This is a genomic window from Nostoc edaphicum CCNP1411, assembly GCF_014023275.1.
In the GTDB taxonomy this organism is placed as follows: domain Bacteria; phylum Cyanobacteriota; class Cyanobacteriia; order Cyanobacteriales; family Nostocaceae; genus Nostoc; species Nostoc edaphicum_A.
Map to the genome: position 1 here is coordinate 3,478,492 of NZ_CP054698.1, position 13,509 is coordinate 3,492,000.

13 protein-coding genes are annotated in these 13,509 nt (G+C 41.3%); 6 read left to right on the forward strand and 7 right to left on the reverse strand.

Annotated elements, in window-relative coordinates; translation table 11 throughout:
* Positions 1-71: 71 nt before the first annotated feature.
* On the reverse strand, positions 72-2,120 hold the full coding sequence (locus HUN01_RS17165) for an elongation factor G (RefSeq protein ID WP_181932266.1): 2,049 nt from the start codon (positions 2,118-2,120) through the stop codon (positions 72-74).
* A gap of 434 nt (positions 2,121-2,554) precedes the next feature.
* Here HUN01_RS17165 and HUN01_RS17170 point away from each other — a divergent pair, with 434 nt between their 5' ends.
* The 3 genes from HUN01_RS17170 (at position 2,555) to HUN01_RS17180 (ending at position 4,662) form a co-directional block, all read left to right on the forward strand.
* Positions 2,555-3,478, forward strand: a complete 924-nt coding sequence (locus tag HUN01_RS17170) for a tetratricopeptide repeat protein (RefSeq protein WP_181932267.1) — start codon at positions 2,555-2,557, stop codon at positions 3,476-3,478.
* Between the two features lie 82 nt (positions 3,479-3,560).
* Positions 3,561-4,118: a phosphate-starvation-inducible PsiE family protein gene (locus HUN01_RS17175; RefSeq protein ID WP_181932268.1), complete on the forward strand. Its 558-nt coding sequence runs from the start codon at positions 3,561-3,563 to the stop codon at positions 4,116-4,118.
* Between the two features lie 298 nt (positions 4,119-4,416).
* Positions 4,417-4,662 carry a hypothetical protein gene (locus tag HUN01_RS17180; protein WP_181932269.1) on the forward strand — a complete coding sequence of 82 codons (246 nt, stop codon included), beginning with the start codon at positions 4,417-4,419 and terminating at the stop codon, positions 4,660-4,662.
* A gap of 189 nt (positions 4,663-4,851) precedes the next feature.
* Here HUN01_RS17180 and HUN01_RS17185 read toward each other — a convergent pair whose 3' ends face one another.
* Together HUN01_RS17185 and trpS are read right to left on the reverse strand one after the other, a co-directional pair.
* Complete coding sequence (locus HUN01_RS17185; protein ID WP_181932270.1) at positions 4,852-5,772, reverse strand: methylenetetrahydrofolate reductase; 921 nt, start codon at positions 5,770-5,772, stop codon at positions 4,852-4,854.
* A gap of 58 nt (positions 5,773-5,830) precedes the next feature.
* On the reverse strand, positions 5,831-6,841 hold the full coding sequence (gene trpS / locus HUN01_RS17190) for a tryptophan--tRNA ligase (protein ID WP_181932271.1): 1,011 nt from the start codon (positions 6,839-6,841) through the stop codon (positions 5,831-5,833).
* A gap of 487 nt (positions 6,842-7,328) precedes the next feature.
* Here trpS and HUN01_RS17195 point away from each other — a divergent pair, with 487 nt between their 5' ends.
* Positions 7,329-8,909, forward strand: coding sequence for a B12-binding domain-containing radical SAM protein (locus tag HUN01_RS17195; RefSeq protein ID WP_181932272.1), 1,581 nt, complete (start codon positions 7,329-7,331; stop codon positions 8,907-8,909).
* On the opposite strand, the gene HUN01_RS17200 is transcribed toward HUN01_RS17195, so the two are convergent.
* From HUN01_RS17200 to HUN01_RS17210, 3 genes are all read right to left on the reverse strand, one after another.
* On the reverse strand, positions 8,895-9,056 hold the full coding sequence (locus tag HUN01_RS17200) for a hypothetical protein (RefSeq protein ID WP_181932273.1): 162 nt from the start codon (positions 9,054-9,056) through the stop codon (positions 8,895-8,897). The genes HUN01_RS17195 and HUN01_RS17200 overlap by 15 nt on opposite strands.
* A gap of 24 nt (positions 9,057-9,080) precedes the next feature.
* Positions 9,081-9,947: a calcium-binding protein gene (locus HUN01_RS17205; protein ID WP_181932274.1), complete on the reverse strand. Its 867-nt coding sequence runs from the start codon at positions 9,945-9,947 to the stop codon at positions 9,081-9,083.
* 271 nt (positions 9,948-10,218) lie between these two features.
* On the reverse strand, positions 10,219-11,481 hold the full coding sequence (locus HUN01_RS17210) for a glycosyltransferase family 4 protein (protein ID WP_181932275.1): 1,263 nt from the start codon (positions 11,479-11,481) through the stop codon (positions 10,219-10,221).
* A 151-nt stretch (positions 11,482-11,632) separates the two neighbouring features.
* Between HUN01_RS17210 and HUN01_RS17215 the strand changes: the two genes are divergently transcribed.
* Together HUN01_RS17215 and HUN01_RS17220 are read left to right on the forward strand one after the other, a co-directional pair.
* Positions 11,633-12,364, forward strand: a complete 732-nt coding sequence (locus HUN01_RS17215; protein ID WP_181932719.1) for a DUF429 domain-containing protein — start codon at positions 11,633-11,635, stop codon at positions 12,362-12,364.
* A gap of 37 nt (positions 12,365-12,401) precedes the next feature.
* The gene (locus HUN01_RS17220) at positions 12,402-12,869 is read left to right on the forward strand and encodes a DUF29 domain-containing protein (protein ID WP_181932276.1); all 468 of its coding nucleotides are present in this window, start codon (positions 12,402-12,404) and stop codon (positions 12,867-12,869) included.
* 210 nt (positions 12,870-13,079) lie between these two features.
* On the opposite strand, the gene HUN01_RS17225 is transcribed toward HUN01_RS17220, so the two are convergent.
* Complete coding sequence (locus HUN01_RS17225; RefSeq protein WP_181932277.1) at positions 13,080-13,373, reverse strand: ribbon-helix-helix protein, CopG family; 294 nt, start codon at positions 13,371-13,373, stop codon at positions 13,080-13,082.
* Positions 13,374-13,509: the final 136 nt, after the last annotated feature.

The window sequence follows — 13,509 nt, forward strand, 5'->3', positions numbered from 1 at the left end:
AATCTTAGCCTTGGAGCGATGCCTACGACAGGCATTGCCTACGCTACTCTAGATTAATTCCAAATCCCAAATCACTTACCGTTGCCGTTACCACCATTACCATTGTTGTGAATGACACGTTCGGCAAGCTTTTCCGGCACTTCCTGGAGATGGTCATATTCCCAGTGGAAGGAACCAACGCCAAGAGTGAGCGATCGCAGTTCTACAATAAAGTTTTGCATCTCTGCTTGTGGCAAGTATGCAGCTACATTATCCCAACCTTGCCAATCGTGTCTGCCCTCATAGCCTAAAATTTGCCCTCGTCTACCACTCAAAAGTTGCAGAACTTTGGAGGTAAATTCGCTAGGTGTGGTAACTTCCACCCGCAGAATTGGTTCTAACAGGGTAGGTTCTGCTTGGAGTATCCCCGTTTGCATTGCCAATCGGGCAGCTTGTTTAAAGGCTTGTTCGGAACTATCAACGTTGTGATAGGAACCATTAGTCAGAGTTACCGCCAAATCCACCATTGGGAAGCCCAAAGGCCCATGTGTCAGAAATTCCCGCACGCCCATTTCCACCCCAGGAATATACTGTTTAGGAACCACGCCACCCACAATGGTTTCATTGAAATTAAAGCCTGTACCGCGTGGTAGGGGTTTGATGTCGAGAAAAACATCACCAAACTGCCCGTGACCACCACTTTGATGTTTGTAGCGCCCATGAACTGAAGCCACTGTTTTGCGGATGGTTTCTTTGTAAGGTACTTGCGGTAAGTGGGTTGTCATCGGCAGATTATATTTGCGGCGCAGTCTGTCTAGGGTGACTTGTAAATGAATTTCGCCTTGACCCCACAAGATAACTTCGTGAGTATCGCCGTGTTGTTCCCAAGCAAGTGAACAGTCTTCTTCTAATAACTTGGTAATGGCACCACTGAGTTTAACTTCATCGTTGCGCTTTTCTGGTGTAATGGCGAGGGCATACACAGGTTCCAACTGTACAGCTTTGGGTAATTCTATTGCAGATTGCTGTTCTGTAGAGACTGTATCGCCTGTTTTAATTCCTTCTAAACGGCTCAATGCAACAATTTCACCAGCACTAACTTGGTTAACTAACTGCTGTTGTTGTCCCATGAGGCGGTAAATTCCACCTGTGCGAATGCCATTGAGGACAATACCATCAGTTAATTTGCCCCGCCAAACACGCACGAGAGAGAGTTTTCCACCTTGGGGAGTGTAGTAAGTTTTTAATACCTGCGCTAAAGGTGTATCACCTTTGATGTTTTTTAGACGACGTTCTGCTGTGGTTTCTGGTTCGGGGGCTTCCCGTAACAAGGCTTCTAATAAAGGTCTAACACCATAATCTTGTTCTGTTACACCAAAGAAAACGGGCACTACTAAATCTGCCCCTAATTCCATTTTTAAATCTTTGAGGATTTCCTCTTGGGGTGGTTCAATGTCTTCTAAAAGTTCTTCGAGTAAATGGTCGTCAAAATTTGCTAGGGCTTCGAGCATTTCTGCCCGTGCTATATGTTCTTCTTCTTTTAAACTTTCTGGGAAGGGAATAGGATCAGCAGGTGCGCCTGGGTGATATTGATATGCCTGTTCGCTCACCATATCAATAAAGCCGGTGAGTTGTTCCCCGTTCATGATGGGATATTGATGCGCTACTAGCGGACGGCTAGATACTGCTTTCAGGGCGTGCAACGTTTCCAAAACGTGAATATTTGCCCGATCCATTTTGTTGACGAAGACGAGGTGGGGAATTTCCCAATCGTCGAGGAATTTAAATAGAGGGGCGAGGGTAAGGACTCGTTCGCGGATGGGTTCGCAAACTACAATTGCTGCATCGACTCCGATTAAAGCATTGTACGTTTCTTGGGCAAATTCTACGCTTCCCGGACAGTCAATAAAAGTGAAGCGAATGCCGTTATACTCAGTGCTAGCAGCGCTGACTTCTACACTCATGTGGCGATCGCGCGACTCGGCAGCACTATCTCCCACTGTATTGCTGTCCTTAACATTGCCTTTCCGAGAAATTGCCCCTGTGACAAATAACAAGCTTTCTAGTAAAGTGGTTTTTCCACTTAAATAAGGCCCGACAATTGCAACATTCCGCGAACCCGATTTTACTTTTTCGTTCATAAAACCTCCCTTGCGGTAAGTTTTTCCTAACCGCATGATTCCGTATATATGAAGGGTTAAAGAAGAATCCAGCTATTCTGAATGGGCTAAACGCCCCGCTATCGCTAACAGGATTCAGAATCAAGACAGTAGCGAGTCCGCAAGCGTCTTAAACTGATTTCTTCGTTCACCAGCCGTACAGACTTCATTTTTAATTCTGACTCCTGACTCCTGAATTCTATTTGATAAAAAAATGGTTCTCTGGAGTCAAAATTACCCCTTCTTTAATTTGTTATTATGCTCCTTTTAATCGAAAGTTAAAAAAATTGTAGTCTGTCGTAAGATTTAGCTTAAGAAAAGTTAATTATCACAAATTTTTATGCTGAATTAAAAACTTTTGTAAAAAACTTTTTATGAAGTAAATTTAACTGAAATTGTTGCGAGTCAGAAAATCAATGGCATTATCATTCTTTAAATATCGCATAGCAGGGTTAGTAAGTTTAACTTTGCTGATTGTTAGTATTTCCTCTCCCTCTCTTTCTCTATCTCCTCCTCTCGCCTCAAAGCTGGCACAATCTAATCCTAAAACTGCTATAGACTGGTTAAACCAAGGCTTACAGGCAATTCAGGCGGGAAGGGTACAAGATGCGATCGCAGCCTTTAAACAAGCAACGCAATTAGATCCAGCATTAGCACCAGCGCACTATAATTTAGGGCTAGCATTCAGACAAACGGGACAATTACAACCCTCTGCGGATGCATTTTATCGAGCGACGCAAGCCGATCCTAAATTTGCTCCAGCTTTTGCGAATTTAGGTGGTGCGTTATTAGAAGGGAATAATTTACAGTTAGCGAACGATTACCTGCAACGCGCCGTAGAACTTGATCCCAAACTAGGATTTGCCCACTATAACTTAGGGTTGGTACAAGAACAGCAACGAGATTGTGAACGAGCGATCGCATCTTTTAGAAAAGCCATAGAATATAGCAAGAATGCACCAGAACCTCCTTATCATTTGGGGATGTGTTATCTCCAACAAGGCAAACTCGATCAAGCTAGAAATGCCTTTAATCAGGCAGTAAAGATTAATCCGAAATATCCCGAAGCTTACTACAATCTCGGCTCAATTTGGTTTCAGCAACGCAAATTACAAGAAGCATTAGAAGCTTTTAGAAAATCAGCCGAAGCTAACTCTAACTATCCCAACGCTTATTATGGTGCTGGGTTAGTTTTTATGCAGTTACAGCAATATGGAGATGCAGTACAAGTATTCCAATTTGCTAGAGATTTATACAATGCTCAGGGAAATCCCCAATGGGCAAAAAATGCCGAGCAATTGTTGCAACAAGCACAAAATTTAAATTACCAACCTCGCTGAGGCGCAAAAACTTAATATTGCATAACATAAAAGTATTGGGTTGACTCGCTGGTGTTGTCTGAACTTATCCCGAATGGAATGAATGTACATGCAAAAGCGCCAGAAAAGTCGATTTTTATTTAGCGATCGCTGGCTTGATCGGCAATCAATTGTTCGCAACATGGAAGCCTTTCAAGACCTAATTGTGATTGTTTTGTGTTTGGGTTTGTTTGCCGTCATGCTGATCCAATTGTGGGGTTTACTTATGGCCCTCATGCAGCCACTGGATTATAAATATGTGACTGCAAAAATACTATTTGTGTTGATTTTAGTCGAGTTATTCCGACTATTAATGGTCTATTTGCAAGAACATAGTATCTCTGTAGGAGTAGCGGTTGAGGTAACGATTGTATCTCTACTGCGAGAGGTAGTAGTTCACGGAGCGCTGGAAATTTCTTGGGTTAATACGCTGGCAATTTGTGGTTTGTTATTTGTTCTGGGTGGACTATTAGTGGTGTGTGCTAAGACGCCACACATGGATTGTATGAGCGCTAACACTAAGTTTTGTCCGGTTGTGTATAGAGGAGGTAGGGAACGGAAAAATGATGAGTTTGAATTCGAGTATTCACGTCAATGTGATGAGAAGCAACCGCTTGGATAAATTGTTATGAAATTAGAGAGTGGGGGAGATGAGGTAGAATTTTCTCCCTTGTCTGTCCTATCTCCTGACGTAGTTATAGAGTAACGGCTATTAATTACGAATTACGTTAGCGCAGCGGTAGCGAGTCCACAATAGCGAAGCGTTAGCGACGCAGGAGCGTCGCGTCATTACGAATTTACATCATAACCTACCCTCGCAAGGTACTTCCGACGTATTGAAATATACTCTTTTTGGAAGATGAATCGCTCTTTAAGGGTGAGTATAAAGTTAATTAGAAATCCTAAAAGAGGTTCAAACAATGGCTAAAAATACAGGTAACGGACAGTCTCAAGAACCAATTAGCAACTTGGAGTACGATTTTGTAACCGTGTTGCACAACAAGGCTGAAGCCGTTAAGGCTTACGATATTTACATTAAAGATGCAGAACAAGTAGGTTCTCAGCCTTGTGTAGAGTTGTTCCAAAAATTGCGCCAGTCTGATCTTGAACACGCACAAGAGATCCGCCAACATCTACAACAAGTGCTGCAACACGGTAAGATGTAACCCAGGTTTTAAACCCGGTTATCAGAAAAATGGGTTTAAAACCTCGTGTTTCCAGCACGGCTTTAAAGTAATGAGTAAGGAGTAATGAGTAATGAGTGGATGAAAAATGGGTATTTACTCATTACTTATTACTTATTACTCATTACTCCTTCTTCCCCGTGCGTTCACGGCGGTGAGGATGTCAATTTTTTACTTGGATACCAATTGATTAAGGGGAGCAACCCCAGCCAAATCTAAAATGGGCGCGATCGCATCTTCGCGTTTTACTGCCATCATGTGGACACCCTGACACAATTGCCGCGCTATTTGCACTTGCTCGGCGGCAATTTTTATCCCTTCCTCAAAAGGATCTTTGGCTTTTGCCAATCTATCAATAATATGTTGGGGAATATTTACACCTGGAACACATCTATTAATAAACTGGGCATTTTTTGCCGATTTCAACAGAAAAATTCCTGCCAAAATTGGTTTTTTATAACCAGCAGCAATGGTATCCATAAACTTTTCTAACTGCTCAAAATCGGTAATCAACTGACTTTGAAAAAACTGCGCTCCAGCTTCAATTTTGCGTTCAAATCGACTTTGCAAACCTGACCAACTCTTACATTGCGGATCTACTGCCGCACCAACAAATAAATCTAACGCTCCATCAGTCAAGGGTTTTTCGTTGCAATCAACGCCTTGATTCATCTTCCGAATTAGTTGTAGCAGTCGCACAGCTTCTAAATCAAACACTGCTTTGGCATCTGGATGATCACCTGCTTTTACTGGGTCGCCAGTCAAAGCTAAAATGTTACGGATACCTAAAGCATGAGCGCCCATCAAATCAGCTTGTAAACCAATGCGGTTGCGATCGCGGCAAGCAATTTGACAAATCGGCTCTATACCGTTTTGTGACAAAATTACCGACGCCATTAACGAAGACATCCGTAATACTGCGCGGCTACCATCAGTAACATTGACAGCATGAACCCTTCCCTTAAGAGTCGCCGCCATTTGAATCATGTGCGCTGGATCTCCCCCTTTTGGCGGTGCTACCTCGGCGGTAACTAGAAATTCACCTGCTTGTACAGCTCTGCGAAAGGCTGTGTGGCTATGGGTGTGATGCATAAAATTAAGACTTTCAATTTCTTAAATGGTATAGCAAATCACACCTAAAAGGGAAAACTTATAGAGGAAGAGAGTATCCTAAAGCAGCTTTTACTTGTGATAAAGTTTGATTTGCGATCGCTCTAGCTTTTTCCCCTCCATCCCGCAACACAGACTCTAAATAGCTTTTATCTTCTGTTACCGACTGATATTTTTCTTGAATTGGTTTCAGATACTCAATAATTGTGTCCGTCAACAATGGCTTGAATTGTCCCCAACCCATATCCTGACACTCAACGGCCACATCTTCCTTTTTCTTGCCAGACAGTAATGTGTACAGGGTTAACAAATTATTACACTCTGGCCGCGCTGGATCATCAAAAGTCAGCCCCCGAATCGGATCAGTTTTACAACGCTTAATCTTGTATTGAATCTGTTCTGGTGAATCTAGCAAACTTATCCAGCTTAACTCCGAAGGATCAGACTTCGACATTTTACGTGTACCGTCCGCTAAACTCATCACTCTTGCCCCTTCCTTGCGAATCAAAGGGTCTGGTAACTTCAGAACTGGTTTATCTGGTTTACCAAATTGGTGATTTAACCGAGCTGCAATATCCCGTGTCAATTCCAAGTGTTGCTTTTGGTCTTCACCAACTGGCACTTTATCCGCTTGATAAAGCAAAATATCAGCTGCCATCAGCACAGGGTAATCTAATAAACCTGCACTGACATTTTCTCCCTGCTTAACAGCCTTTTCCTTGAACTGGATCATATCTTGCAGCCAGTTTAGAGGTGTAATGCAGTTGAGCAACCAGGTGAGTTCGCTGTGGGCCGAAACGTGGGATTGCACAAAGATGGTGGAGTGATTTAAATCAAGACCACAAGCTAGATAGAGAGCAGCAAGAGTGTAGGTATCAGCTGCCAACTGTTTTGGATCGTGTGGCACTGTAATCGCGTGCAAATCAGCCACAAAAAGGTAATTTTCGTATTCGCTCTGACCTTCTACCCAGTTGCGAATGGCTCCCAAGTAGTTACCTAGATGGTAATTGCCGGTTGGTTGAATTCCAGAAAGAACACGTTGCTTGCCCATAAATTTCAACTTAGTTATCTCAAATCCGCGCTATGTCAAGTGGCGATGTCTGACGACAAGTCGCTTGCGCCTACGCAAAACTCATTTAATTTTGACATTTTCCAGGTCAACTCGCCGAGAGATTTTAACTCAACTCCGATTCAATACTGCTCGGTTAAGCATTTTTAACTCGGAATTGGGTTTGGGGTAAAGGTTAAAGGTTTTTTCTTTTCCCTTTCCCCTTCCCGCGACGAATTGGGGGTTAGGAGGTTAGGTCTATTTGCATAGCAGTACCTCACCGGATTGAAAATGGCTACATTACAACGGCGGTAATGCTGTCAACTGACTAAAAAATCACCTTTGCAAATCCAAATGTCTATCTGAAGACAGATAGAGAAAGAATAGGGGTAGTGGGATCGTAGCATCATCTCTGCAATGATCATCCAAAACACGGATTTATCAAAAGTAAAAAATCTTTCAACCAAAATTTAATTAGAGGACTACAGCAATGAAAGTACTCTTACTTTACCCCCGCTTTCCCAAAACCTTTTGGTCTTACGACGAATTCATGAAAATGGCGGGACTTAAAGCATTTATTCCACCGCTAGGGATTTTGACTGTTGCGGCTATGCTACCAACAAATTGGGAAGTTCGGTTTTATGACCGCAATGTTAACCAAGAAACGGATGCTGATTGGCAATGGTGCGACATGGTAATTCTTTCTGCGATGCTTGCACAGAAAGAAGACTTTCTTGCCCAAATTCACAAAGCAGCGCAACTGGGGAAAAAAGTTGCTGTGGGCGGCCCTTATCCAACATCAGTGCCAGAACCTGCCCAAAAAGCAGGAGCTAACTATTTGATTTTAGATGAAGGAGAGATTACAGTTCCGCAATTTTTAGATGCGATCGCTAAAGGTAAAGAACAAGGAACTTTTCGCGCTCTTGAAAAACCAGATGTAACCCAAAGCCCCATCCCTCGCTTTGATTTACTCAAGCGAGATGATTACTTAATGATGGCAATCCAATTTTCTCGCGGTTGTCCTTTTGAATGCGAATTCTGTGACATCATCAATTTATACGGTCGCAAACCACGCACTAAAGAACCCAGTCAAACCCTAGCAGAACTCCAAACCCTCTATGACTTGGGCTGGCGTGGATCTCTGTTCGTAGTAGATGATAACTTCATTGGCAATAAACGCAATGTAAAACGCCTCTTGCAAGAATTAATCCCCTGGATGCAAGAACGCAATTATCCCTTCACCTTCCTGACTGAAGCTTCCGTCAACCTCGCAGAAGATCCTGAGCTATTAGAACTAATGGCGAAAGCTGGCTTCTATTCAGTCTTTTTAGGTATTGAAACACCAGATCAAGACAGCCTACAAGTCACTCGCAAGTTTCAAAATACCCGCAATCCCCTGTTAGAAGCCTGTCGTACCATCAATCAAGCTGGATTGTTAATCTATGCAGGATTTATCATTGGTTTTGATGGAGAAAAGGCTGGCGCTGGGGAGCGAATTCAAGCTTTTATTGAAGAAACCAGCATTCCTCAACCGATGCTAGGTATACTGCAAGCTATTCCCAATACTGCCCTCTGGGAAAGACTAAAACGAGAAGAGCGATTATTAGAAGGATTTGGAGGTACGGAGGTGGGGGATCAGAATTCCTTAATGAATTTTGTTCCTACCCGGCCGATAGCTGAAGTTGCTAAAGAATATTTAGAGGCAATTTGGAGAATGTACGAACCTAAAAACTATCTCCGACGTTGTTTTGAACAATGCCTGAAGATTACACCTAATCCGCAACTACAGCAGACAATGTATTTTCCTCCTGGTAAAGGACTGCGACTACTTACACAATTACTTTGGCGACAAGGCTGGCAACGGCAGGAAATTCGGGGCCAATTTTGGCAACAGCTTTGGGCTATTCTCCGTACCAAGCCGCAATTTGTGAATATGTATTTGGGTTTATGCGCTGCTGGTGAGCATTTTTGGGAATACCGCCTTTTAGCCAGAGAGCGGATTACTAAGCAATTAGGATTTGATCCCCTAACCACGCCTACCCCTGTTGAAAAACCATTAGTCACAATTTGAGTTATACCAATTTAAAAAAATAATGCGGCAAATAGACCATTTGTAGAGACGCGATGAATCGCGTCTTTTAATTGAATTGGTATTAGTTGATTGTTGAGCGATCGCTAATGTGTTTTTATAAATAGCGATCGCATTCATTTTGCTCACAAAAACCAAACTATTAAATTGAATTTACCTTTCTGCCAAACTCACCTTTCCTCCAATTAACCCCAGAAATCCTGTTCCAAAGTGCTGAATCTCCAAAAAACTTGCTTGTTCTGCGGAGGTTTTGTAAATTTGGAATGTCTTCATAATTCCCAAAGTTGCAGCACTTTCTAAAGGCCCAACAAAGCTAATATCCCGGTCAAGAAAATAAGTTTGATTAGCCCAGTGAGCCATCTGATTGGCATTTAAAAAGTAGCATCCTGCGTGAGGATTGAGGGCACGACGAAAGGTAATTGGTGTATTCATAATTGTACCCTTGAGTTCTTGTTGCTCCTGCACATTTTGAAAAGAAGCCGTTACTCGTAAAGCCAAATCCCCATCAATGTAAGCTTTGTTAACTAAACCGTAAGGGGAGATTTCATAACGATTTGGCTGGAGCAAATTTAAATCACCTGCTTGTTGAGTAAACCAGTTTAATTTGATAAAAAACCAAGGATCGTGAATAATTAAGTCATCTTCCAAGAAGCAGCAATAATCATACTGACCGAGACAACTTTGCAGAACAGCTTGGCATTCAAACCCTAAAAGCAGAGGTTCTACATTAGTAGAATGATGCTTATATAAATGGGATGGTAAGGGAAGCTGATTCAGAAGATGATTATCTTTAGTTGTACAAATAACAATATCTAGTTCGTGAGCCTGCGGCTGATTAGCAGGGAAAGCTAGTCGTTGAGCGATGTTGATAATACTTTGAGATTTGCCAAATAATTGGTGTAAAGCAGTAAGGCTTTTAGTTAACGCCTGCAAACGCGGTTGCGGGTCTTTGTGTTGAGAAGCATGACGACCTTCACTACTAGGTTTAAAAAAATGGGCAATAGTAAAAATAATTCGCATTTTAAATATCGCTTATGTATTTATTTGTGATTTGTCATGTGTCATTTGTTATTGGTCATTTGTACTAAGCTTAGATTTGGTGCAGCCTCTCCAAGAGTTGTATGGGTCATTTGTCGTTTTTCATTTGTTCTCGATCAATAACTAATGATTAATATATTTCTTGCAAAAATATTTATTTTCAGGCTTTTATTTGCACCTTTACTTAAGGCAAAAATGTTTATGCAAGTGACAAATAACAAATGACCAATGACAAATGACAAATGACAAATGACTAATGACTCCTACCAAAACCTTTAGAACTTGGGCGCTTTTTTAAACTCTCAGAACTTTTACCAGCAAACATCCATTGCAAATGCTGTGGTAACAGTTTCGCCAAATCATAACGCTTCAGAATTGTCGCTCGTGCATTCGCCCTAATTGCATTCATCTCTTGAGGATGATTCAGCGCTTCTTCAACTCTATTAGCAATATCTTGAGGAGAAAAGAAATCTACCAGCAATCCATTTACCCCATCCTGTACAACTTCCAATACTGGCTGAGTCTTAGAAGCTACTAGTAAACATCCTGCTGCCATTACTTCCAACATTGACCAGGATAAAACAAAAGGACGGGTTAAATAAATATGAGCATAAGAAGCTTGCAAAACTTGAAGGTACTCATTATAAGGAAGTCTATCTGTAAAGTGCAGTCTCGATAAATCCAAAGATAATTTTTCCAGCATTAATTGTTTATAAGTCTGACCATCGGGGAGATTCTTCCCATAAGCCACTCGATCTTCTCCCACAACTACTACATGGCACTTAGGTCTTCGCTGTTGAAGTAGCGCCACCGTTTCCATAAACTGCGGAAAACCTCTATAAGGTTCCATCCCTCGTCCCACATAAGTTACCAATTCTTCCACATGAGAAAGGTCAAGATTTATTCTTGGTAAAACTAACTTTGCGCCTGGTTTGGGAACAAAATAATTGGTATCAACACCATCATGAATTACAGTGAGTTTGCTATGATATTCTTTGGGAAACTGCTGCCGCTGCCAATTCGTTGGAGAAAGACCGCGATCGCAGCTATATAAATCAGTCAAAATCGGCGTATTTTTTACGCGGATACGGCATTCATCATCAGCATTGAGTGGTTCATTGGGATCAAAATCAGCATCCGAACCGTGAGCATGATAAAACCACTCGAAATAACATAATAATTCTGCTTTGGGGAAAACATCTTTCATAAATAAAGTTGGCCCCCAACCAGAATGACCATAAACTATATCAGGTACGAAACCCTCAGCTTTTAATTTTTCTGCCACGCGATAGACAGCCTGAGCGGTCAGAACAGCGTTTTCCAGGCTGCGAACGTAATGATGGGTTTGGGGAGCCGCTTCACGAGAAGGGGTATAAATAGCTTTGAAAACGCCAGGTATTTCGCCTTCCCGACGATTTGTCCCAAAGACAACTTGGCAATTAGGATCTTTACCTAAAACTGTCGCTAGGTTGCGAAATTGTGAGGGAAAATTGGGATGTAAAAATAAAACTTTCATTGGAATAATCTTGATTAAATTATTGCCAGATAAAATAAATTAAGACAAACTGCTTAAGATTATAAGATTATTTATCACAACTTTTAGCAAGTAAATTTAGGTAAATGGTTGCCCGAAAATGCGAAAATAATTGCAAATTCGTGTTATGACCATGAAATTTATTGGCATTGATTTAGGCTGGCGATCGCAACCAAGTGGACTATGCTGTTTAGAATTGATAGATGGACAACTACAATTACTCGATCTAGACCGCAAAGAAGCCATTGCAGACATCCTTATCTGGATCGATGAAAGTGTACAACCAGAGGAACCAGCCATCATCGCCGTAGACGCACCTACCCTCATACCCAACGCCACCGGGAGTCGCCTCCCCGATAAACTTAGCCACAAATACTTTGGTAAATATCATGCGGGATGCTACCCAGCTAATCAAAATTTACCCTTTGCAGAGCGCACCATCAACTTTGGCTTAGAATTAGAATCACGCGGTTTTGCACACGCACCCACCATTGAACCGCAAAAACTTAGCAGATATCAAATAGAAGTCTTTCCCCACCCAGCAATTGTTAACCTATTCAACTTAGAACGCATCCTCAAATACAAAAAAGGACGCCTCAATGAACGCCGCCTAGAACTAATTAAACTCCAAAATTATCTTCTCGATATCCTCCCCTCCTTCTCTCCTCCTCTGCGCTTCTGCGGTTCCTTCGTTCTCGAAATTCCTACCACAGGCGCGGCTCTCAAAGCAACTGAAGATAAACTAGATAGCTTAATTTGCGCCTATGTTGCTGCATACTGGTGGTATTGGGGAGAACAGCGTAACTTGGTATTAGGCGATCGCACCACTGGCTACATTGTCATCCCCCAGAGAATATTAGCCTAAAATTGTAATATCGTAAGATTTAACTCAAAGAGGTTTTATGCAAGGAGTTAGTTCTAACTTGAGTTTAAAAGAGCTTTATGAAATTGACGATCATCTCTGGTTAGAGGAAACGATCAAGCTATTGAAAGCTAACCATTTAGAAGAATTAGATTTAGAAAATTTAATTGAGGAGCTAGAAAATTTGGGTCGTAGAGACAAAGCCAAGGTTGCTAGTTTATTAGAACAAATAATTAGACATCTTTTATTGCTGCAATATTGGACAGAAGAAACTCAATATAATTCTGGACATTGGAAAGCAGAAATTAGAAGTTTTAGAAATCAATTAAAACGTAATTTGACAACAAACTTATATCAATTTTTAGAAAATGAACTAGTATCAATTTATGATGATGCTTTAGGATATGTAATTGAGAAAACCGAGGGGAAATTAGATAATTTGCCTCAATATTGTACTTATACCTTAGAACAGCTACTAGATATTAATTATCTACCTGAAAACTTGTAAAATAAAAGGCGTTGCTCAACTTAAATCATCAACGCCTCATCTTATATTTCAGATATTTCAGAGATTTTGGTGTTAAACATAATACTTCTCAAACAATTTCCTTCAGTGATTGATTTTTCTACTCAAAACATGAAGTTTACAGAGTGAAATTTGAATAATTCGGGTAAAAGCACACACAAAAAGCGATGCCTACGGCGGCAAGCTACGCAATTAAATTTCTGATTTAATCTGGTTCTTGGCCAAATAGTGTTCATCGAGAGCGCGTCTTAGCATCATTTTAATCACAGCTTGACGGCTAATATTGAGTTCGGTTGCCATTTTGTCGAGTTCTTTGAGCATCGGACTAGGAATTTCAAGGTTTGTTGTGACTATATCCTGTCGTCTTCGTGAGGTCATTTGACGAGGTGTTCCGACTCTTGTTGTCGTGGAGTCAAAATAACGATCAACGACTTCCTCTCCCTTCGCAATTTTTTCTTCAAGTTCTTCAATAGAAATATTGTTCATAGATTTCTCTCTCCCGTCTCGTACTTTTCCAATAAGTAATTAACCAAATATATTCCCCTTCGTCGTCATAACGAACTTCGTAAATGACCGATAAAAGGGTGTTTCCCAGAAATCCAATAGCAATAAATTGTTCTGG

Excerpts from the sequence above, each read along its gene's own strand:
- HUN01_RS17165 (WP_181932266.1), bottom strand. The coding sequence starts at position 2,120 with ATGAACGAAAAAGTAAAATCGGGTTCGCGGAATGTTGCAATTGTCGGG.
- HUN01_RS17170 (WP_181932267.1), top strand. The coding sequence starts at position 2,555 with ATGGCATTATCATTCTTTAAATATCGCATAGCAGGGTTAGTAAGTTTA.
- HUN01_RS17175 (WP_181932268.1), top strand. The coding sequence starts at position 3,561 with ATGTACATGCAAAAGCGCCAGAAAAGTCGATTTTTATTTAGCGATCGC.
- HUN01_RS17180 (WP_181932269.1), top strand. The coding sequence starts at position 4,417 with ATGGCTAAAAATACAGGTAACGGACAGTCTCAAGAACCAATTAGCAAC.
- HUN01_RS17185 (WP_181932270.1), bottom strand. The coding sequence starts at position 5,772 with ATGCATCACACCCATAGCCACACAGCCTTTCGCAGAGCTGTACAAGCA.
- trpS (WP_181932271.1), bottom strand. The coding sequence starts at position 6,841 with ATGGGCAAGCAACGTGTTCTTTCTGGAATTCAACCAACCGGCAATTAC.
- HUN01_RS17195 (WP_181932272.1), top strand. The coding sequence starts at position 7,329 with ATGAAAGTACTCTTACTTTACCCCCGCTTTCCCAAAACCTTTTGGTCT.
- HUN01_RS17205 (WP_181932274.1), bottom strand. The coding sequence starts at position 9,947 with ATGCGAATTATTTTTACTATTGCCCATTTTTTTAAACCTAGTAGTGAA.
- HUN01_RS17210 (WP_181932275.1), bottom strand. The coding sequence starts at position 11,481 with ATGAAAGTTTTATTTTTACATCCCAATTTTCCCTCACAATTTCGCAAC.
- HUN01_RS17215 (WP_181932719.1), top strand. The coding sequence starts at position 11,633 with ATGAAATTTATTGGCATTGATTTAGGCTGGCGATCGCAACCAAGTGGA.
- HUN01_RS17220 (WP_181932276.1), top strand. The coding sequence starts at position 12,402 with ATGCAAGGAGTTAGTTCTAACTTGAGTTTAAAAGAGCTTTATGAAATT.
- HUN01_RS17225 (WP_181932277.1), bottom strand. The coding sequence starts at position 13,373 with ATGAACAATATTTCTATTGAAGAACTTGAAGAAAAAATTGCGAAGGGA.